Here is a 20,261-nt window from a genome sequence, read left to right as displayed (position 1 = left end):
GCCTGCCGACGACATCTTGTGTCGTGTCCGGTATCAGGGTGCAGGGCACGTAATGTGCCGAACTGTCGCTGATATGAGCAGGGTGGATGTCCGTTTTGACGGTGCAGGTATGAGAGGGGTATCAATCAACGCAGGGGCAGACATGGGCAACTTCCTTGTGCGCGCAGACGGTTATGCTATGAAGGGAAGGGCATTGCAAGCCGTCCCAAGGCAGATATGGACGCAATTGTGGCATTTTGCTACTGTTCTTGGCCATGCGTATATTTGCACGCTCGCCCGTCATCCGGAAGTGAGCTCCAGTTCGCACTTCCCCCTCTATCCTCGCTGGCATTTAGCGGACCCTGCACGAAAGTGCCTCGTGTTCTCGACTACGCCGACAGTACACCGACCAAACCGCTAAGGAAGCCTCTTGATGAGCATGATGTGGGGGCTTTTGGGTCCCGAGCAATTGGGGGGCGAGAGACGAACCCGTACCTTGGACCTTGGTGCTGCTGTGCGTGAGTACAATGAGCGTGCGGTACCGGGCATGGGCGGGGTGTGGTACGCCAAACAGCTGCTGCTGGCGATGCTGGGCATTGCACTTGCTCAAAAGTTGCGCGAGCGCCAGATCAATGTGTCGAACATTACGGTTGCCAATGCTATTGAAGCCTTGGGTTGTTATTTCGCCCTCAAGCACAACCAGGGCCAGGGTGATTCCCGCGTGCGGGGTTCGGAAAAGCTGCGCGGCAAGGCCGATTTTGATTTCCAGGCGCTGTGCAAACCTGGCTTTTATGTCAGCCAGCCAATGCGCATGGGCACTGGCCAGGTGTTGTTGACCTTGGGTTTGGTACGTGCCCAGGGAGAGCGATTCAATGCCTTTATGTGCACGGCGTTTGGTTATGAGTTTATTAACGCCTGCTGTGGGGATGACGGCGCGAAGTTGGAACTCTTATTGCAATGGGCGCAAAAAGGCCGTTCGGTCAATCAATTGAAAGCTCCCACTGGGGCAGTGCTTTCACCCTTGCAGCTATTACCTGCCCAAGCGCGAGCATTGTTGTCGCGTCGCCTCAATACCGACCTCGCGTCTGCCCGTGGTGGGTTGCAGCGCGCTGCCATACGCCGCTGGGTGCAGGCCCGCTACGCTCATCCTGCGGTGTTTGACTGGGGCGCCCGGCCGAATGACATTGACGTCGAACACTGGAACGACTTGCACTACGGGGCGCTGTTCTTTCAGGTTCAGGATGCCGCCTACCAGGTGCTGGATGGCTTGGAGCAGTACATGGCGGCATCGAGTCGACCACAGTTTCGGTTAGGGGAGAGCATCCCCGAGCTGCTCTCAACCCGTATCGGGCATTTGCGCGAGCTGGCCCGTCTGTTTCTGGATAACCCTTTGGCGCAGCGAACCGATGCGGTCGCCGCGCGCTTTTGCCATGAGTGCAGTGCACCTGAGGCGTCCCATGTGCTGGCCAGCCTGGTATACCGAGACGGTCGGGTGCTGCGCTTGCAGGGCACGCAGGTGCTGCCCGGCAGTGCTTTCCTGTTTCAGGTGTTGGCGGTCACCGATCAACCTGCTGGCGAGCCTCAAGGTCAGGTCGTCGAGGGTGCGCTACCGGCCTGGATTTCTCCGCGTGTGGAACGCCTGTATCAGTTGGATCTGGACCTGCAAGGTCAATTGGGCATCTGGCTCGCACAGCCCCCAGCCGCTGCAGTGGCCGAGGTGAGTCTATGAGTCAGGTTCCGGCATCACTGGCTCAGCACTTCGAAACGCCAGACGGTTTTACCGGCCATTTCGGCTGGTTGTGTGGCTTCTCGGCTGACGATAGCTTTCTCAACGATGCCCTTGAACGCTTCACTCACCGACAAGCCAACCAGCGTGCCTACACTGGGGATACCTCACTGGCGTTATTACTGGATCCACGTGCGCCCCAAATCACTCCCATCGAAGTCCCCGGGCTGTTGCATTTACCTTGGGCGAAAGCTGCTATGCCGTTCAACTTGATGCACGCCAAGGTGGCAGTGCTGACTTACCGCAGCACCGCCCGGAGTGACGTCTGGAGTGTGCGTTTGCTGGTCTCCACCGGTAATTGGACGCGTCAGACCCTGGAACACAGTCTTGATCTGGTCTGGCGTCTGGACCTGCACAGTGATGACCTGCGATCACCTACCGAAACGACGCAGCAGGCGCGCACGGACATCTCTGGTGCCTGGGATTTACTGTCGTGGCTGCGTCGGCAATACGACGGTCGTGTACTGCTCGCCAACCCGCTGACGGCAAAAGCCATCACGGATATGGATACGCTGCTGTTCAAGCAGATCAAATTGAAAGCCCCTGGTTTGAGCGCGCGGTTTTTCGATAACCGCACAGCGTCGCTGCTCGCCCAATTGCCCGCGAAGGTGGTGAGCGCTTCGGGGCGAGGGGTTGCGCGTAACTACCTGGCCATGGGGTCGGGATTTTACGAGTCCTCATTGCTCGGAAAAACGCCGTCGGTGCCGTTGCAGGTTGTCCGCGGTTTGCGCGGTGAAGGGGGAGGGCCGCGGCTGTTGACGATGTCCAGCGATGTCAATCTGTTCGTCAACGAAGGCGGCTGTCAGGGTGTTGTTGAGGCATTGGCGATGTTGACTGCGGCCGACATCAGCGTGCGGCCAGCGGCTCAGCCGGGGTATTTTCCCCACGCGCAAAAACGTACTTTACATGCCAAGTTTATCTTCAGCGCCAGTGAGACGGGGCACTCGAACAAGACTGGCAATCCCTGGCTGTATCTGGGTTCAGGCAATCTTACCCCGCAGGGTTTTACCCTGAAAATGGGACGTCACCTAGGCAATCTTGAGGCTGGGGTGGTGTTCGCACCGACGCCGTTGAACTGGCACCCGCCACACATGGCCGTCGCCGACCCTGAGTCGATTGGCTATTACCTGCCGATTCAACGGCAACTTACATGCAGGCCGGAAGCGTTGCAGGCGGGTGAGGCGTTTGAAGTGGGCAGCGAAGTGTTCAGTGCAGCCCGCGTGGCATACTTGGTGTGGCGGGAAGCGCAAACGCCGGAGCAAGGCTGGTTAAGCAGTGAAGACGACTTAGAAGTTGATTATGTGGTGCTCGATCCTTCGCATCAGCCGTGCACTTACGTCGACGGGCAAGGTTTTACATGGTGTGGTCAGCGGCCACGCCAGGTGCTCATCCGCTGGCAAGTGGAAAATACTGAGCAGTTTATGGCCGTGCCGGTGCTCGATGGCTTTGGTCGCCTGGCGGCCACGGAGCTGCCGAACATCAGCCTGGAGGATGCGTGGCGTCAGCTCGAGGGTTTTCCGCAACTGCCCAGTGAGGAGGAGCTGCCCGATGCCTTTGATCACAGCGTGCGTTCAGGTAGCCGGCAGGAGAACTTTGGGCGTGCTCAAGGCACGGCAAGCTATCCAATCCGGCAAATGATGGAGTTAATCGAGGGCATTGCGGCGAAACAGACCGCGCTTGCGCCCATCGATTGGCCTGTCTGGTGTGCGCGTCTGGAGCAGTCGCTCATCCAGGCTAGTGGCTGCGGGTTATTGCAAGCGTTTCTGGCCCTCAACCTCAACCCCATTCATGCCTTGCGCCAGGCGGCGTTCAGGCCCCACTTCGCGGAAACGCCAGAGCACCTGGCAGGACAGCGCTACGAGGCGGCGTTGAACCATATCGAGGCGCATTGGGCGCTAGATCACTCACACCCCCTGGGAGCCCCGGCATGAAGTCTGGAGCGTTTAACTGGGCAGCGGTTGCGGTTGCACTGCGCGAAAGGGCGTCCCAGCAGCAACAACTCGCCTGTGCCGAGGGTGAGGCGGCCGCCCACCTGAATCCAGGTCAGCGCGCCAGTCTGCATGCGCTAGCCGAGCGTATTGGCGACCACGGCGTGGTGCTGGCTGACGAGGTCGGCATGGGGAAGACCCGTATCGCGGTGGAGTTGATTCGGGCGGTTAACCACGCTGGCGGTCGCGTGGCCGTTGTGGCGCCACCTGGGTTGGGTTATCAGTGGCACGATGAATTGAAGCGCGGCGGCGTCGAAGCCCCGGCGATGCTGCGTGGGCTTTACCGCTACCTTGAAGCTTGGAGTGGCGAGGAAACCACACCAGACAAGCCCTGGTTTGAGGCCCCCACGCTGGTGCTGTCGCAGGCCTTTGCCAATTGGCGCATGGGCGAGCACACCTCGCGCTGGCGTCGAGAGTTGGTGCCGTTAGTCTTGGCGCGCTGGCGCAAGGAAGCAGGATTCAAATACCCCAACGGCTTCCATGCTTCCTGTCCTTATGACTCTTGGGTCGAGCAGGCGGCCGCGAGTATCGTCAAGCACATCAACCAAGATCCTCGGCAACCGGCTTACACCTGGCTGGCCAACCTCAACAACCAAAATGCTTGGCCGGATCCCAGGAGTCATACAGATTACCGCAGCGGTACCGCGCATCGGTACTGGCTGGAGCAGGTGGTCGGGTTTGGCCTGGGGGCCTTCGACCTGGTGGTGATTGATGAGGCGCACAAAAGTCGCGGCAGTGACAGCGGCTTGAGCCGATTGCTCTGTAATGTGCTGCAGAGCACGTTGCAGAACCGTCGTCTATGCATGACCGCAACCCCGGTGGAACTGGATGTCGAGCAGTGGCGGCAAACCTTCGAGCGGCTTGGCCTCGACGAGCCGGTGCGCGATCGCCTGCAACTGGTGATCAATGACTTTGCCCAGGCCATTCGTCATCTGCGCGCCCATTGGCGCTCCAGTGATACAGCCCGTCAGCACTATCAGGTGACTGCCAGTGCCTTTCAATCGGCGCTGAGCCCCTACCTGTTGCGTCGGGACAAGCGTGAAGATCCAGATGTCGCGCGCTTCACCGAGCTGACTCAGGGCAAAAATTATCGCAACACAGATAGCGCGGTCAGTGTGGATGTACGCACTCTGAGCTTGCCTTGGCGCCAGGCCGTGTGCGCAACAGAAGCCCTCTCGGTGACCTCGCGGCTGGACGAGAACGTAACCGCCAAACGCTTGCGGTTGACCTTGGCCAACGGGCATGGCATTGCTGACTTGTTAGCGCAGATCAACGAGCCGGAGGTTTCTTCGGTGTTGGCGGTTGACGAGCAGACCAGTACTGTCGATAACAAGCGCCAACAACGCGTGCAATGGTGGTTGCAGACGGCTGCTCAAGCGTTTCAGACCCCTCACCATTTGTTTGAACACCCGGCAATCCTGGCCACAATCGCGACCATCGAAGCGGCGCACGGGCAAGATGAAAAGGTCCTGGTGTTCGGCCGTTTCACCGCGCCCATGCGGGCCCTGGTCCGTTTGCTGAACGCGCGGGAGATGTTGCGCAGTCTGCAGGCGGGTCGATACTGGCCGCAGAGTGTTATTCAAACCCGTGACGACGACTCCGATGAGCATTCGCAATGGGCTGCCGTGCGGGTTGCGCACCGTCAGTTACAAAGTCCGCTGGCTCTGAGCCGCATCCCTGAACTTTTGGCCACTCAATACAACAGCCACAGTGCCCGTCGTGAGCAATTTCGCCGACACTTGCTCGACTGGCTCCAAGCGGGGCTGCCTCATGACGATCCGCTCCCGCGGGCGATGCTCAAACACCTTGAGGCGGCGCAGCGTACCCGGGAAGTGGCAGAGGCAGTCGAGAAGCATCCCGTCGCGCTGTTTGCCCGGGCGATTCTCGACCTCACTGGCGAGGATGTCGAGCACCTGACTGCCGAGCACACCTGCACGGCTTTTTGCCAGCTGCTGAGCGCTGCCAGCGACCAGCGTACGGACGATGACCCCGAGGCTGAGGATAACCAGAAAACTGCATTGCAATGGGAGTTGCTGCTGGCCCGCCTGCAAGCTGAGTCGGGCCATCAGGAAGGGGGGTACGCTCGCTTGATGTATGGCGGCACTGAACAATCCACTCGGCGTTTGCTGCAACTGGCCTTTAATCGCAGTAAAAGCTTTCCCCGTGTGCTTGTGGCCCAATCCACAGTTGGTCGTGAGGGGCTTAACCTGCATTTGGCCTGCAAGACGGTCATTCTCATGCACCCTGAGTGGAACCCTGGGGTGGTCGAGCAACAGATAGGTCGCGTAGATCGTGTGGGCAGTCAATGGAGTCGCCAGCTTGACGATGCACTGAAACAAAACCGTCCGCCCGCACAGCTACCGCAGATTGATGTGCACCCGGTGATCTTCCGAGGGACTTATGACGAGTATAACTGGCAGGTCTTGCTGGAGCGTTGGGATGACTTGCGCGCTCAATTACATGGTGAAGTGATCCCGGCCAGGGAGGCAGACGGCGATGTGGCATATGAGCAACTTTTGGCGGAGCTGAAGGTCGGCGCACCGTGTTTTTCGCCGCTGGGAAGAAGTGCTTGAAGCAATCTCCCCCTCTGGGCTGATCAGGGGGAGCCGCTTTTTAATGGCACTGGGTGTTTCCTTGCATCACGGCCAACCGGCGATCAAGGGGCGCCGTGATGGTGAAGTGTCAGGGGCCTGGTAGGTGATCAGGGCGCTCTTTTCGGGCGTCCTAAGCCACAACCGGATAGCAAGCATCCCCCCAGAGAGTTTCGGGGTTATCCAGCATCAGCAAAATAATCACCGGCACCAGCTTGCCGAGGAGGTTCGAGCAGTCGCGCAACTGATCTCGATTCACGCTGCTATTCCAGGTTGCGCCCCCATGCATTACCTGGTTGCGCAGTGTATAGATTCGATTGAACAGAACGCCGAGTACGGCGGGGGTGTTGCGGTTGGCCAAGGCTTGTTGTGCTGCCCGCCGACCGCTGGCGAAGCGCTCTTTCCACTGTTGCTCACTGATCTTGCCGTTCTGGTGATCCCAGAAACTCTGGAATACGAAGGGGTTATCCAGTAAGGCGCGAATGCTACCGGAGAACTCGGACCAGACCAGGTTTTCGATCAGAGTTGCAGTGTCGAGTGCACACAGCTTATCCAGGAACGCTTTGAATGTGGTTTGCTCGGAAAGCCGGTACTGCTCGTCGATATCGGTGGCGTAGGCCGAGTTAAAGGCAATCCAGAGAAAGACAAAGCGTCCGTCGACATCGTCTGCCTGTTCGGCCCGATTGAGCCAGCTCAGCGCTCGATGGACACGCAAGGTGAGATTAGGGTGATGGCTTTCTCGTTCCTGACGATGACGAGTCTTCAGAGCTTGATGGTCCATGGGGGCCGATCCTTGATGTCATGGGGATGGGTAAACCGGTATGAAGTGTCTTAAAGCTTTACATATATTTGAGCCAGGCTTGGCGTTGGCAGAAGAGTGTTTATCCGGGAGCCCATAACCTGCGCTATTTGTTTACCTGTACAGACAAACAACATGGACGGGGCCAGTGCATTTGCTTAGGGTATGGCCATTCGACATTACCTGCAAGGCAGCCTGCATGACGCGTACACAGTTCTTGGCACAACCAGAAGTTGGGGCTTTCCTCAATTGGCTGGCAGCGAACTTACCGACGCTGACTTTCACCTTACGTTTTAAATCGAGCAAATTTGTGCCGGGCGGTTTAATGGCTGATGTCCAGGGGATCGAGCAGGTGCTAGAGCATTACCGTTGGAAGGCAACTTGGCAGGATGCCAACCAAAGCCCAGTGGATTCACAAACCTGGGCTGACACGCAACGCTCTCTTGGGCAACTGCGTGAGTGGCTGACGAGCGCGGTCAACCAAGGGGATGAAACACAAGCGCTGCAGGCGTGCTTGCAGATTCTTCGCTGGGGGGGCGTGCGAGGCGCCATTCCGTTTTTGCACCGGTTGGCTGCGCAAGGTGAGTTGTCCAGCTACCTGAAAAAGATGGCAGGCCTGATGTCGCTTGACGGTAGCAGTGATCTGAATGAACTGGATGCAAGCAGTGTCGAGCGTTTCGATGCCGGTCTTACCAAGGTTCATGCCTTGCTTGATGCATCGGGGTCACCCATCTATGACAGTCGCGTTGGCGCGGCGATTGGCATGCTGTATTCGCTGTTTCGCCAGCAATGGGCGGGGGGCGGCAAACCCTTGCTGGCGTTCCCGTCCGGAGCCGCTCGCGGCAGCCAGATCCGCAACCCCGGGGCGTTTGTGAACGGGCTGGCTGCGCCACAGTTTTCTTCAATCAGTTATGAGTCATGGGCCCGCTGGCAAGTGCGATTGGGGTGGATAATCCAAGCTTTGCTTCAGCGCACAGACTGGTTCGCCGGCCAAGGTGCGTTGCCTGCACGGTGCCACGCGTTTGAGGCCTGCCTGTTTATGCTTGGGTATGACCTGCAGTGCTTTGGAGTGCCGCTGGCGGCAGATTCGGAGGCTGCAGGGGCAGCGAATGATGCGAAGAGCCGCGAGCGTGCGGGCACTGGATGGGTGCCGACCGGGCATCCGTTCAGTCAGGTTCTTCAGGATTATCTGACTTTTCGTCTCAGCGGCGCGCTCGACAGTAAAGCCAACTTCGTTGCCTGGCAGGTAGCCAATCCACGCAATGAGCAACCGCCAACCCGCGCGACTGCTATGGGCTACTGCTTTGCGTTTTCCATTCAGGAGTTCGATCTGTTCGAACGGCCACTGGCAGCGCTTGAGCAAATCGTCAGAGGTGGCCAGGATGGATTGCGTGCGGCATTGGCTACACCGACATTGGAGCCATTCACCCTGGGTGATGAGCGTGTACACGTGTGTCTGGTGGATGTATTGATCACGGGTAACGCGTATTTACGAGCGAAGACCGATCAGGCACGCGTTGCTTACGTCCTTAGCGCCGGATATGCGGGTACCGAGAACGCGGCAAGAACACTGCTGGCGGTGGGGCGCAACGTGGGCAAACACTTTGGCTTGCTTGATGCCCAACACTTGCCAACGACCTTGTTTGAGCAGTTTTTCTGCGGATGTGCGGTCGACGCCTGATACACGCACGATACTCAATCAGCATGAAGCGTTCCTGGACGTTTCGCCGAACAGGAACCGACCATGCAAGCGCGCAACGGAACTCAGTTGTACTCTGCTTCAGATATCTGCAATTTTCTTGAGTGCCAGCACCTGACGGCGCTAGACCTTCAGCACCTTGTGATGCCGATGGAGAAGGCGGCAGCAAGCGACCAGAACCGTCTGATCCAGGACAAAGGCCTGGCCCATGAGGCGGCCTTTTTCGAGGAGCTCAAACGCAAATATGCCAACGTGGTTGACATTGCTGAAGGCAATCCGAGTGTTGCTCGTCGTGTGGCGCTGACCATTGAGGCCATGAAAGCTGGCGCCGAGGTTATCTTCCAAGCGTCGTTTCAGGAAGGCGCGTTTATTGGTCATGCCGACTTCCTGCGTAAAGTGCCACGGGCGTCGGCGCTGGGCGACCACAGCTATGAGGTGATCGACACCAAACTGGCGAAAACAGCCAAGGCCAAGTTTCTGGTGCAGGTGGCGTTTTATTCGCGAATGTTGACCTCGATCCAGGGCGTACAACCCCAGTATATGTACGTCGTGCTCGGTGATGCTGCGCGTACTGAACAGGCGTTTCGCGTCGCCGACTACGCCGATTATCTGGAGCATGTGTTGCAGCGCTTTGACGGGTTCGTGAACGGCGCCGAGCGACCGCCTACCTACCCGCAGCCGTGCGGGCATTGTGGTTTCTGTGCCTGGCGTGATCGCTGCGACGATCAACGACAGCATGACGACCACCTTTCGGCGGTAGCGGGTATCAGCCGTTCGCAAATCCAGAAATTACAGGGTGCTGGTGTCACCACATTGCACCAGTTGGCGGAGAGCACTGACGACCTGCGTATTCCAAAACTGCAGACCGAATCATTGAGCAAGCTGCGGCATCAGGCGCGTTTGCAGTTTCAGGGCCGTTCTAGTGAGGCCCCGCTGTTCGAGCTGCTTCCCATGTTGAGTGAGCGACGTGGCTTTTATCGGATGCCCTATGCCGTGGAGGGCGACCTGTTCTTCGATATGGAGGGCAATCCGCTGGAAGAGGGTGGCCTGGAATACCTCTTCGGCCTGTACATTGACGAGGGCGGGCAACAAATCTTCAAACCCTTTTGGGCGCATACCCGAGATGAAGAAAAGCTCGCCTTCGAGCAGTTTATTGACTGGGTAATCGGCCATTTAAAACGTTACCCCGACGCGCATATTTACCATTACGCCAGTTATGAAGAAACCGCTATCAAGCGCCTGATGAGTCAACACGGGACGCGTGAAGCGCAAGTGGACTGGTTGCTGCGCAACGGCAAACTGATCGACTTGTACAAGGTCGTGCGCGAAGCTATCCGGGTGTCTGAGCCCAGCTACTCGATTAAAAATATCGAGCATTTTTACATGGGCAAGCGCGACGGCGACGTGACCAATGCCGGCGCGAGTATCGTGTTTTATGAGCGCTGGAAAGAGACTGGCGAGTCGGCATTGCTTGAGAAAATCGAGCGTTATAACGAAGACGATGTGCTCTCCACTTACCTGTTGCGTAACTGGCTGCTGGCAATCAAACCGTCAAATACGGGCGTTTTTGTTGGGCCTGAGCCCGCGAGCGAAAAATCCGTCGCCGAGCAAACAGACTTGGAAATTCGCCTGGAGCACTATCGCCATCGTTTTCTTGGCGAGCCACCCGTCGAGGACCCAGTTCGCCTGCTGACTTTCCAACTGCTCGATTTCCACCGTCGTGCCGACAAGCCGACTTGGTGGCAGATGTTCAGCCGCCAGGACATGACCACCGAGGAGCTGCTGGAAGACATAGAAAGCCTTGCAGGGTTGCAGCGCACGGAAACACCGCGTGAGCCGATCAGTCGGTCATTTTTGTTTGAGTACCGCTTCGAACCGCAAGAGACCAAATTACGTACAGGCTCCAAGGGCTTGGTCGCCGAGACTCAGGACAACATTGAGTTGTATCGTCTGGATCATGAGCAGGGCTTGGCGACGTTCAAGGCCACCGAGAAAAAGGCGCCGCCGGCCTTTTTCGATATGATTCCCGGCCGGCCTATCCCGACAGATTCGTTGCGCGAGGCGCTGTTTCGCTATGCCGACAGCGTGCTGGCTGGCGAGCAGCGTTTTCAGGCGGTGACAGACTTCCTGCATCGACGCGGTCCACGGGTGAGCGGTATCGAGCCGGGCACGCCCCTGCTGGCCCCGAACCTGGTGCCGTTGGACGCGATCAAGCAGGTGGTACGCAACCTTGAGAGCAGCGTGCTGTTTATTCAGGGGCCACCGGGTACCGGCAAAACCTACACCGGCTCGCACGTCATTGTCGATTTGCTCAAGGCGGGCAAACGTATCGGTGTAACCTCCAATTCGCACCACGCTATTAATAACCTGCTGGCGGCGGTTGAAGCACGTGCGCAAGAAGACGGACTCACCTTCACTGGTCTGAAAAAATCTTCGGACGGGGATGGCAATGAGTTCAATGGCCGCTGTATTCACTCCATCGAGGACAAAAAAGCCTTTCTCACGGCCTGGAGCCCCTCGATTGACTTGACCGCCGGTACCGTCTGGATACTGGCCGACGAGACGTTTACCGAGCAGCTGGATTACCTGTTCATCGATGAGGCCGGACAAGTGAGCGTGGCGAATCTGGTGGCGATGGGCATGGCTGCACGCAACATCGTTCTGATGGGCGACCAGATGCAATTGTCGCAGCCAGTGCAAGGCGTGCACCCGGGCCGCTCTGGCGATTCCATACTCGACTATCTACTGGATGGCACGCCCACCATCGCGTCTGATCGTGGGGTGTTCTTGGCGCAAACCTGGCGGATGCACCCGCACGTATGTTCGTTTATTTCGCATGCCGTGTACGAAGGGCAACTGTCTTCAGCGCCAGGTACCGATCGCCGGGTATTGTCACTTGATGGGCAACGACCGGAGGTGCCGAACAGTGGGCTGATGTTTTGCCCTGTGAAGCACGATGGCAATAGTCAGAGCTCGGATGAAGAGGCGGCACAGGTCCAGGCACTTTATGCGTATTTTTCGCGGCAACGGTTTATCGATAGCGACGGTGAGGAACAGGCGATCGGTGTTGATAATATCCTGGTGGTGGCGCCTTATAACTTGCAGGTACAAGTGCTCAAACAAGTTTTGCCCTCAGGCGCGCGGGTGGGAACAGTGGATAAATTCCAAGGGCAGGAAGCGGAAATTGTTATCGTATCGATGGCGACTTCCAATGAAAATTACCTTCCGCGTGACATTGGCTTTCTGTACTCGAAAAACCGTTTGAACGTGGCCGTCAGTCGCGCCAAATCCCTGGCGTGTATCGTCGCCAGCCCGGACCTGACCGCTGTGCGCTGCATCACGCCCCATGACATGAGTCTGGTCAATGGCCTGTGCATGGCGGTCAGATACGGCGCGACCCATCACCATGCTTGATCGACACGATGATTGGGCCAAGCTTGGTCTTAGCGACTGGCACCGCTGTGTATTGCTCGAAGGTACGCCGCCTTTCAATCCGCTGGGATTGAATCAGCGTGATCTGATTGGCAACACGCCGCTTGACCTAGCCTATTGTCTGAACCGAAGCAGCCTGATAGACACGCTGGAGTCTCTGGGTGCGCAAGGCAAGCGGCAGCCACTGGACTGGGTCGGGCGGGGAAGCTTGATGCCCTACGATAAGTACATTCATTTGCCTGCCCGGTATGGCAATGTCAAAACCTTGCAGGCTCGTTACCGATTGGGCGCGAACCTCAATGATCGTGATGGACAGGGCAACACGCCGCTGCATTGGCTGCTGATCAATGGTCACTTGAGGGCCGCCGGGTATTTCATTACCCACTGTGCGATGTATGGCCTTGATCTGAGCGGTAAGAACGGCGAGGGCAATACCGTGCGAAATATTGCCCTGCTCAACAGCCATCATGCGCTGGCGCATCAGTTACTGACGGCTGAAACCGACAACTACCTCCGTGCGCTACGTCTTTGGCAGGAGATGGGCCTCAATCATGCATAAGCCATGGCCTCAGTTCCTTGATGTTGCTGACCACGATCTGCTGGGCCTCTGGGTTGGTGGCCTGGTTTCTCGGGTCGACCTGATAGCGGGCCAATACATACTTCACCAATGCTTTGCGACTGGAGACCACCAGTTTCCCCTCCGTCATGCCAAAGTCGGTTTCGATAATGCATTGTTGCGCGGCGTTTAGGCGGCTATCGGGGGTAAAAATGATCGGTACTTCGGTATTCCAATCTTCATCCAGCTCGCGGGTGTTTTCTGAAGCGTCCAGCAGGTCTGGGTCACCGCGTAGTCGGCTCAACACAAAATCGCGGTACTGACGATTTTTCTCACAGTAAGCGCGCACATGCCAGCGCATCCCGGAGTACACCAGGGTATGCGGGGCAATCAGGCGGATTTCCACGTTTGGGGTGTTAAGCGAAACGTACTCGATTTCTAAGCGCAAACCGTCTCGACAAGCTGCGAGCAAGGGCCGCAGAATTTCAGGCCGAATCGGCCGGTCTGGCACTTCGAGCACCTTGGTATGGGCGTAGGCCAGGGCCAATCCATCGATGTGCGGTGCCCGCTCATTGTTCTGGTAAAGGAGGTGCAGGTAGGCACTGGCGCTGTCATCGATGAATAGTGGTTTGAACTGCTTGCTTGGGACATAGCCCTTGCGTTGCTTGTCATATGTCAAGTTTCGGGGCGCATGTTCATTGATGTAGGTGTTGATGTCCTTGGAGGCTTGCTGGCGGCTAATGCCGAAGCTTTGAATCAAGTGTCCTGTGGTCAGTCGGCCTTCCCACCAGGCGACGGTTTCGATCAAACGATAGCGAAGTGCCAGATCCCAGCGCACTTGTTCGATGGATTGCTTGCGTTTCATACCCGCTCCATGTGTTTGAAAACTTTACCTGTATAAGTCTACATTCTAGACCTGTCGTGAATCATTACATATCGTGTATTTGTTTTCGGAATGAATCAAAGTCATTAAGGGCGTGGATATGGGTATGTCGGAGGAATTTCTGACCGTGGTATTGATCATGCTGATGGCAGTCTTGCTGGTCCTTGTGCAGCAGAGTCTGAGAATAAATGAGCTCTGGCGAATGGCTCAGCGATTCAAAAAAGATGTGCGCTGGGTACAGATTCTGGAAATGGAAAAACGAGAACTGCGTACTGCGCTGCGGGATGAAAAAGAACGCGTTGAGGTGTTGGAAAAAAAGCTGGTGATTTTGCAGGAATTGATCCCGACAGGGGGATAAGAGAACGCCCAGTCTCTGTCGCCGTCAGTTTAAGGACAGACCCAGCAGCGGCCCATTACACCGGGTCTACCTGGGGTCTGAAACGTTGAAGCAAAGCAACACCGCACGGCACGTGCCCTCCTGGTACTCGAGAGGCCCTGGGGGAGTGGCTGGATCTATTTTTAGACTAATAATTACTGAGGATGCGATGGGCTGGTTTATTATAATTTTTCTTGCTTTGGGATTTTTTGTTGTTGGAATCGCAGGTGTGTTAGCTATTTTAAACAGGGATATTTCATGGCTGGCTAGAGTTTTAAGCAGCTTGACTGGCGCATTTATATTGTGGGGAGTATGGAATGCGGTCGGATGGCTTTTGTTGAATCTCAAGTAGATTGGAAATATACCTGCTTCAGCTAAAGCTGGGACGGAACAGAACACAGTCAATGGCCATCGTGCAGCGCCGGTTCAAAGGCTTACGGCAGAAGAGCGTCAGGCTATTGGGCCGAATCCGGTGAGGCGGGTTGGCTTGCAAGATACCGCTGGGCTTCGGGAGCGGTGTTCATGTTGCGTGATCTGCACCTTTCAAAAAATAATTCGAATTAACTGCACCTATGCAATAGTCTTATTACGAATTGCTGCTAGGTGAACTATTCAGGAAAAGATGCCATGGCTTACGCACCCGAATTACTCACGCTGCTTGAACAAACGCTAGCGCCGACAAGCTATTGTGTCGGCGATATGCTTGATCACGGTATGGGTGACTGGCATGCCGCAGTGCTTCTCGACAACACGAATCATCTGTCGTCGCTCGAGCTGTTAGCATTAAATGCCAGGAATTTTGCAGGGCATACACCACTGGACATCGCTTATTGTTTAAACCGGACTTCCTTCATCGAGCGATTAGAGGCGAACGGCGCAGAGGGGGAGAAGTCAAACCTCGAAGCGAGGGGCGTTGGTCGCTTCATCGAAAATGATAACTACGTCCATCTGCCTGGTAAGCAGGGAAAGCTGAAGACGCTGGAAAAACGATACAGGGAGGGCGGATGTCTTAATTCCCGTGATAAGGGAGGTAATACACCGATCCACTGGTTAGCCGCAAACGGTCACCTCAAGGCAGTTAAGCACTTTTCTGAAAAGCACTTCATGTTCAACGTGGATATTGATGCGAAGAACCATGACGGGAATACTGCGCGCAACTTGGCCGTTCTTGAGGATCATCAAGATATAGCGCAGCAGCTTTTGATCTGGGAGATCGACAATTACATAACCTCGGTGCGAGTCATGTACAAAATGAGTGCAGGCTTGAAGGAAATGTTACCCAGACGTAAAGATCGTTAGTTTTTTATAGGGCTATTAGCTGAAAAACTCTTGGCTTGATCTGACAGTCACTGGGTGTAGAGGGTGACTGTCAGGTGAAGATAAATCTAGATGGAGCTGGCCAAGTTTTTGGGGTGACAGTGCGAAGGCGTGATGTTGCCATGTTTTAAATTGTAAACGACTAAAGGTAAACGCGTGACTATATGATGATATCCATGCGCGGCCCCAGTCCATCAACCAGTATGGAAATATTGGCCCGTATATCGCAACGCGCTTTATAGGAATCAATGACACCTCTCAGCTCACGATCGATAATGTCCCTTGCTTCCTCTCTTTTTTCGCAGACAGTTTCCGCTGTCAGTGTCACCCGACCGGAAAAAGTGGTTTCGACTGTAGAGAGTTTGACCCAGTCAGGGCTTGCTATATTGGCGATGCCTTTTCTTACTTTGTCAGCTGTTTTGGCTGCGTTATCAGAGCCTTCGATCGGAGAAATCGAATAAGTAAACAGGAAATGGTGTGTTGTCATTTGATTCGCCCTTAGGGTGTAGTGGCATTATGTGTCGCGCGCTGTGCGCGGCTTATGGTGACAGTATCACTTAAGGTGAAGATAAAAATACTATTCTCTAATATGGTTATATTTTAAATTGTGTTCAATTGTTTGAGTGCTAGGTCGGTACTTGGGTTATGGGGGGGTATGCACGGTCCAATGAGTCTAGGTATGAAGTTAGGTGTTGGCTTTGATGTTAAAGTGATGCTTGATTTTTACGTGGCGTTACAGCTCAGGTGTGCACTAGGGGGGTAAGTGTTGTTGGCAGTTGAATTTGTGATAAAGTTTGAAGTCTTCTGATTTTATAGTATGTTCCGCGCGAACGCTCTATGCGGCGACGCCACTACCGCATTTATTATGATGAGTAAGACGGGTTCCAAAGCTTCATTAATAACATTGAGAGTTTCTTTGTTCGAGGGCGTGCTGTTCAAGTCGTGTATGTGTACCAGCGGCCAGAGCTAGTCTGGTTTTGTTGTTGCGCACGAGATCACCGAAGGACGAAGTATTCTCTGTGCGGAGTTGGTGCGGCGAATTTTTCTTCTCAATAGAGACTTTTTGACAGCTGAAAAAATCTTTTAGTACTGATCTGCACGTCGATTTGATGGGGAGGGACAGTGATGGGCAGATAAGTGAGATCGGCATTGATCTTGATGGCGATGCATTGACGCGCTGGTTAACCATTCCTAAGAATCTGTTGGACTTGAACACTATTTAACCAAGGCCACGTCATGAGAGACGATGTGGAGGTGGCATCAGCCCCAATGTCTGACTTTTTTCGCAACACTACCCCACAGCAAAAGCGTGCGGCTTACACCCTCGCTGTTGGTAAGTTGATCGAAAGTCAGATAAGCACTATCGAAAGTGCGGAAGCAATCAAAATGAGTCAAAAGTAGGGCTCCACAATAAATTTGTAACTCAAAGCCCAGCTCCAGCGTTGGGCTTTTTTGCATTCACTGCTTAGGCTGCGAACCATCGCGAGTGGCTCATCCCGCTTGGCGAAGTACTTAACGTGCGTACGGCCCATGTCTATCTTCGCCACTATCGATGGTCCTTGGCGGGGGGATGCGCTTTCACTTTCTTCAAGGTATCGACATACTGATGGCCAAAAGCCATTTCTGTAGTATGAGCGTGAAGTAGGTAATCCCTCCCACGTCTAAATCATTAAGGAACGTTGTGATCGATTCAGTAGTTTCAATATCCGAGCAAGCATTTTTCAGCATTGTCACGTCTGCGCTGGAAGCCTACAAACTGGAGCACGTCTTGAACGGCGGCGACTCGGCTGCGCGCGTCGAAACATTCGGGCACCTGTGGGGGTACGATCAGCCATTAATCGGTAGAGACATGATCTACAGGGTGGTACTGGCAGACACATCCACCGCGGTTGAAAGAGACCAGAGCTCGGTTGCTTTTACCGATGAAGCGCAAGAGCTGAAACAAGGCTTTATCGACACGTTTTTCCCCGAAGTCTGCTACTTGGGTGACTATCACAGTCACCCATACAGCTTCGAAGACGATGAAATAAAAACCGAGCTCGAGCTTGAACGCCGTCATCTCTATCGATTTTCCGAAGGGGATTTCCGTTCGGTTAAATCTTTGCAGGATAAGTCGCTGGACTACCGAGTTGGCCTGGTGGCCACTGTATTTGAGCGTGAGCGGAAAGTGAATCGATCACTGAAGAGGCTGGACGGCGAAAGTTGTATCAGATTTCAGTACCTGAGCATGACCATCTGGCTGAAGGCCTATGTCTGGACCTCGGATGATAACTATAACTATCGTCGCAAGGCGGACAAAATGGTGCGCTTGGTGTGCCCGAGTCTGAATTTGTTAAATTCGTAACGCAGTATCGGGTTGGGCTGACAGTTTGGTAGCGCTGATGTGTGAGCTTCGAATGAGGGTTTGGTTAACGAATCCGCTCGCTCAACGATTGGTAACTGGCTGGCGGAGCAGGGTGGGGACTGGTTTTTCCTCGTCATCAGCATTCGCGAGTGCAAAAACTTTTTTCTGGCTGAGCCCTTGATCAGCCAACAAAAGTTGAGCCAATTGCTGTTGACCGACTGGCAGGCTCGAATGGCTGTGCTTGAGCGTTCGCTGTTACGCAAGGAACTGTTGACGTTGGGATTGGCCCGCAACTGAATTGAATTCTTCACAAGATTTTTTGTTCGGGCACCTGTTGCGTATGCTCCATACCCTTTGGAAAGATGATGGATTCCAGCTGGGTGCCCAGACGCGCCCAGGCTTCCGCCTTCTCACGCGCATAGTCATGATGCAAATAGTGACGACGCACTCGGCTCCCGGCCAGCACGTGGTTCTGGCAACGGTCGATCACATCCAGGTTGACGCCCAAGGCTTGCATCATCGTCGCACCGGTGCGGCGCAGGTCATGGGGTGTCCACGCGCCATTGGTACCTTTGGCTAAAACCAGGCTGTTGTCATGGCGGCGCCTGGAAAGCGGCTTGCGCTTCTTGAACATTTCCTGGCGATCCCCCACCTGCTTGCTGACGGTTTTCGAGAAGACCGGGCCTGTGCCGTCTTTATCCGGAAAGCACCAAGGGGTAGTCCCTGTCAGCGAGTAGAGCACTTGAAAGTAATGCAGTGAAAAAGGCGAGAGGAAGATGTGGTGGTCCTGCTTCTTGCCACGCCGGCCTTTGACGTTCTTGGCCGGGATAAACCACTCGCCACTGTCTAGGTTCACATGGCGCCACTCGGCGGCGAGCAGTTCGCCTATCCGACACAAGGTGCCCAGACAGATCCAGAGCGTTAGTTCGGTTTCCTTCTTGAGCGGACGTATACCGCCGTACTTCTGCCCAGCCGGGAGCGCGCTGTAAACATCCGCCATGCCTGTGCATTTCTGATGCAGTTCGCGTAATTCATCGTGCGACAGAATGCGGCTGCGTTCCTCCTCGTACGTTTCGGGCAGCAGCAGGTCGATGTCGATCAGGTGGGCAGGGTTGCCATCAATGAGCAGTGCGCGCCAAGGCTGACGTTTTTCAGCCCAGGACAACATTTGGGTGATATCGGCAAAGAGGCTGATCGCCCGTCTGGGGGCATTGCGCGCAATGACTTTGCGCAGAATGGTTCTAAGGTCGTGCTCGGTGACATCATTCAACGGTTTGTTAGCCAGTGGCGGTAACACATCTTTGCTGAAGCTGCGGCGCAATTCAGCATTGGCGTTATTACGTGCCACGCCATCACGTAGCCAGGTCTCGAACAGCTCGCCCAAGGTCAGGCAGTCCGTGTCAGCTAGACTCTCGGTGGCTACAACTTCAACCACCTTTGCGTGCGCTTGTATTTTCACGGCTCGCTTCTGAGCGCAAGGGTTGATGCCCTGTTTCAACTGCTGTTTTGCCGAGTCGCGAGCATCGCGAATGTGCAGCAGCCTTGTGCGTGGCCATGTACCGCAGGCGAAGTCCTTGTATTTACCCTCCCACTTGAAGCGGTAGTGGAACTGAACGGAGAGCCCTTGCTTGTGCATAAGGACTTTGCCAATCAGATTGCCATCTTCTCGAAGCGTCCTGCCATGGTCGGTGCTGCTGAGCGCTTCGAGCTCTTTGATCGTGATTTTCACCATTGAAAATACCCCCCACTAAACCCCCCACCAGATACCGGGATTAGGTGGGAAAGCATGGGACGTGCTGCACGTCAGATGATCACCTAAGCCACTGTTTTTAAAGCATAGATCGTGATGGTTAGGGTCAGGACGTTTCCCGACGAATCGCTCAAAACGCGATGGGGTGCTAGGGGTCGAGTGTTCGAATCACTCCGTCCCGACCATCTTTTTCAATGACTTGGCCCAACCTAATCCGTTGGGCTTTTTCATGCCTAAGAAAGGCCCCTACTTGGACCCCTACCAGCAGGAAACTTGTGCCTGTTATTGCTCGCGGCAATCAGGGCTTGAAGTTTGAGTTTGTGCCCAGGCGAGCATTGCTGCCCAGCACATACCAGCAGTCCTCGTCGTTTATCTGCCATCTTTTGCAAAGCAGAGCCCGTGCCGGGTGATCGCGAGAAGGTGGTCAGTTGGAAGGTATGCCCAGCGGTGTAACAGCAGGACGGGAGACAGGCACAACAGGGACGTGGTAGGTATCGAAATGGCTAGGACCTAGGACATAAGCCTGCGTGCTGCTTGGCTGACAGGTAATCTGCAAAGCCTGCGTTAGCCTGTGCAAAGCGTCTTAGGGTTTGCCAGATGATCTTTGCCCGTTCGATTCTCAACGTCTTGTTGCGCAATACCCTACGGCCACCCAGGCGGTCACCTGGGCCAACACCACCGCAATACCAACCAGCACAATCAACAGGCGAGCAGCAGATCCTGACGCTTTATCGTTGCTCATCGCCTCATCGCCTCATCGC

15 protein-coding genes are annotated in these 20,261 nt (G+C 55.3%); 10 read left to right on the top strand and 5 right to left on the bottom strand.

Annotated elements, in window-relative coordinates; all coding sequences use genetic code 11:
- Window positions 1-412: 412 nt before the first annotated feature.
- The 3 genes from GHO42_RS04460 to GHO42_RS04450 are packed head-to-tail and all read left to right on the top strand — an operon-like array spanning window position 413 to window position 6,326.
- Window positions 413-1,708, top strand: a complete 1,296-nt coding sequence (locus GHO42_RS04460) for a hypothetical protein (RefSeq protein WP_095032547.1) — start codon at window positions 413-415, stop codon at window positions 1,706-1,708.
- Window positions 1,705-3,696 (top strand): hypothetical protein, encoded by a 1,992-nt coding sequence (locus tag GHO42_RS04455; RefSeq protein ID WP_153326984.1) that lies wholly within the window; start codon window positions 1,705-1,707, stop codon window positions 3,694-3,696. Before GHO42_RS04460 ends, GHO42_RS04455 begins: the two co-directional genes overlap by 4 nt.
- On the top strand, window positions 3,693-6,326 hold the full coding sequence (locus tag GHO42_RS04450) for a DEAD/DEAH box helicase (protein WP_095032545.1): 2,634 nt from the start codon (window positions 3,693-3,695) through the stop codon (window positions 6,324-6,326). Before GHO42_RS04455 ends, GHO42_RS04450 begins: the two co-directional genes overlap by 4 nt.
- A gap of 151 nt (window positions 6,327-6,477) precedes the next feature.
- Here GHO42_RS04450 and GHO42_RS04445 read toward each other — a convergent pair whose 3' ends face one another.
- Window positions 6,478-7,125, bottom strand: a complete 648-nt coding sequence (locus GHO42_RS04445) for a HEPN domain-containing protein (RefSeq protein WP_095025346.1) — start codon at window positions 7,123-7,125, stop codon at window positions 6,478-6,480.
- 343 nt (window positions 7,126-7,468) lie between these two features.
- Here GHO42_RS04445 and GHO42_RS04440 point away from each other — a divergent pair, with 343 nt between their 5' ends.
- The 3 genes from GHO42_RS04440 (at window position 7,469) to GHO42_RS04430 (ending at window position 12,833) form a co-directional block, all read left to right on the top strand.
- The gene (locus GHO42_RS04440; protein ID WP_254925237.1) at window positions 7,469-8,824 is read left to right on the top strand and encodes a hypothetical protein; all 1,356 of its coding nucleotides are present in this window, start codon (window positions 7,469-7,471) and stop codon (window positions 8,822-8,824) included.
- 63 nt (window positions 8,825-8,887) lie between these two features.
- Window positions 8,888-12,256, top strand: a complete 3,369-nt coding sequence (locus GHO42_RS04435) for a TM0106 family RecB-like putative nuclease (protein WP_095032544.1) — start codon at window positions 8,888-8,890, stop codon at window positions 12,254-12,256.
- A complete protein-coding gene (locus tag GHO42_RS04430; protein WP_256670551.1) occupies window positions 12,249-12,833 on the top strand; it encodes an ankyrin repeat domain-containing protein in 585 nt (194 codons plus the stop codon). The genes GHO42_RS04435 and GHO42_RS04430 overlap by 8 nt, the downstream gene beginning before the upstream one ends.
- Here the strand turns inward: GHO42_RS04430 and GHO42_RS04425 are convergent.
- Window positions 12,820-13,695, bottom strand: coding sequence for a YafY family protein (locus GHO42_RS04425; RefSeq protein ID WP_095023686.1), 876 nt, complete (start codon window positions 13,693-13,695; stop codon window positions 12,820-12,822). The genes GHO42_RS04430 and GHO42_RS04425 overlap by 14 nt on opposite strands.
- Before the next feature lie 118 nt (window positions 13,696-13,813).
- Here GHO42_RS04425 and GHO42_RS04420 point away from each other — a divergent pair, with 118 nt between their 5' ends.
- Both GHO42_RS04420 and GHO42_RS04415 read left to right on the top strand, forming a co-directional pair.
- On the top strand, window positions 13,814-14,071 hold the full coding sequence (locus GHO42_RS04420; RefSeq protein ID WP_095032543.1) for a hypothetical protein: 258 nt from the start codon (window positions 13,814-13,816) through the stop codon (window positions 14,069-14,071).
- 645 nt (window positions 14,072-14,716) lie between these two features.
- Window positions 14,717-15,388, top strand: coding sequence for an ankyrin repeat domain-containing protein (locus GHO42_RS04415; RefSeq protein WP_095023688.1), 672 nt, complete (start codon window positions 14,717-14,719; stop codon window positions 15,386-15,388).
- Window positions 15,389-15,566: 178 nt separating this feature from the next.
- Here GHO42_RS04415 and GHO42_RS04410 read toward each other — a convergent pair whose 3' ends face one another.
- Window positions 15,567-15,893 (bottom strand): hypothetical protein, encoded by a 327-nt coding sequence (locus tag GHO42_RS04410; protein WP_095025351.1) that lies wholly within the window; start codon window positions 15,891-15,893, stop codon window positions 15,567-15,569.
- 1,194 nt (window positions 15,894-17,087) lie between these two features.
- Between GHO42_RS04410 and GHO42_RS04405 the strand changes: the two genes are divergently transcribed.
- Window positions 17,088-17,750 (top strand): hypothetical protein, encoded by a 663-nt coding sequence (locus GHO42_RS04405; protein WP_095025352.1) that lies wholly within the window; start codon window positions 17,088-17,090, stop codon window positions 17,748-17,750.
- Window positions 17,751-17,810: 60 nt separating this feature from the next.
- On the top strand, window positions 17,811-18,047 hold the full coding sequence (locus tag GHO42_RS04400) for a hypothetical protein (protein WP_370688619.1): 237 nt from the start codon (window positions 17,811-17,813) through the stop codon (window positions 18,045-18,047).
- A 10-nt stretch (window positions 18,048-18,057) separates the two neighbouring features.
- Here GHO42_RS04400 and GHO42_RS04395 read toward each other — a convergent pair whose 3' ends face one another.
- Window positions 18,058-19,482, bottom strand: coding sequence for a site-specific integrase (locus GHO42_RS04395; RefSeq protein ID WP_095025353.1), 1,425 nt, complete (start codon window positions 19,480-19,482; stop codon window positions 18,058-18,060).
- A gap of 637 nt (window positions 19,483-20,119) precedes the next feature.
- Window positions 20,120-20,242 carry a hypothetical protein gene (locus tag GHO42_RS25980; protein ID WP_256670549.1) on the bottom strand — a complete coding sequence of 41 codons (123 nt, stop codon included), beginning with the start codon at window positions 20,240-20,242 and terminating at the stop codon, window positions 20,120-20,122.
- Window positions 20,243-20,261: the final 19 nt, after the last annotated feature.

Source organism: Pseudomonas sp. FSL R10-0056 (genome assembly GCF_009600105.1).
Classification (GTDB): domain Bacteria; phylum Pseudomonadota; class Gammaproteobacteria; order Pseudomonadales; family Pseudomonadaceae; genus Aquipseudomonas; species Aquipseudomonas bubulae.
The sequence above is the reverse complement of the archived record's forward strand: the minus strand, read 5'-3'. Positions and strand labels throughout refer to the sequence as shown.

Bases quoted from the DNA above. Each gene is read 5' to 3' on its own strand.
- GHO42_RS04460 (WP_095032547.1), top strand. From the start codon at position 413: ATGAGCATGATGTGGGGGCTTTTGGGTCCCGAGCAATTGGGGGGCGAG.
- GHO42_RS04455 (WP_153326984.1), top strand. From the start codon at position 1,705: ATGAGTCAGGTTCCGGCATCACTGGCTCAGCACTTCGAAACGCCAGAC.
- GHO42_RS04450 (WP_095032545.1), top strand. From the start codon at position 3,693: ATGAAGTCTGGAGCGTTTAACTGGGCAGCGGTTGCGGTTGCACTGCGC.
- GHO42_RS04445 (WP_095025346.1), bottom strand. From the start codon at position 7,125: ATGGACCATCAAGCTCTGAAGACTCGTCATCGTCAGGAACGAGAAAGC.
- GHO42_RS04440 (WP_254925237.1), top strand. From the start codon at position 7,469: ATGGCTGATGTCCAGGGGATCGAGCAGGTGCTAGAGCATTACCGTTGG.
- GHO42_RS04435 (WP_095032544.1), top strand. From the start codon at position 8,888: ATGCAAGCGCGCAACGGAACTCAGTTGTACTCTGCTTCAGATATCTGC.
- GHO42_RS04430 (WP_256670551.1), top strand. From the start codon at position 12,249: ATGCTTGATCGACACGATGATTGGGCCAAGCTTGGTCTTAGCGACTGG.
- GHO42_RS04425 (WP_095023686.1), bottom strand. From the start codon at position 13,695: ATGAAACGCAAGCAATCCATCGAACAAGTGCGCTGGGATCTGGCACTT.
- GHO42_RS04420 (WP_095032543.1), top strand. From the start codon at position 13,814: ATGGGTATGTCGGAGGAATTTCTGACCGTGGTATTGATCATGCTGATG.
- GHO42_RS04415 (WP_095023688.1), top strand. From the start codon at position 14,717: ATGGCTTACGCACCCGAATTACTCACGCTGCTTGAACAAACGCTAGCG.
- GHO42_RS04410 (WP_095025351.1), bottom strand. From the start codon at position 15,893: ATGACAACACACCATTTCCTGTTTACTTATTCGATTTCTCCGATCGAA.
- GHO42_RS04395 (WP_095025353.1), bottom strand. From the start codon at position 19,482: ATGGTGAAAATCACGATCAAAGAGCTCGAAGCGCTCAGCAGCACCGAC.
- GHO42_RS25980 (WP_256670549.1), bottom strand. From the start codon at position 20,242: ATGAGCAACGATAAAGCGTCAGGATCTGCTGCTCGCCTGTTGATTGTG.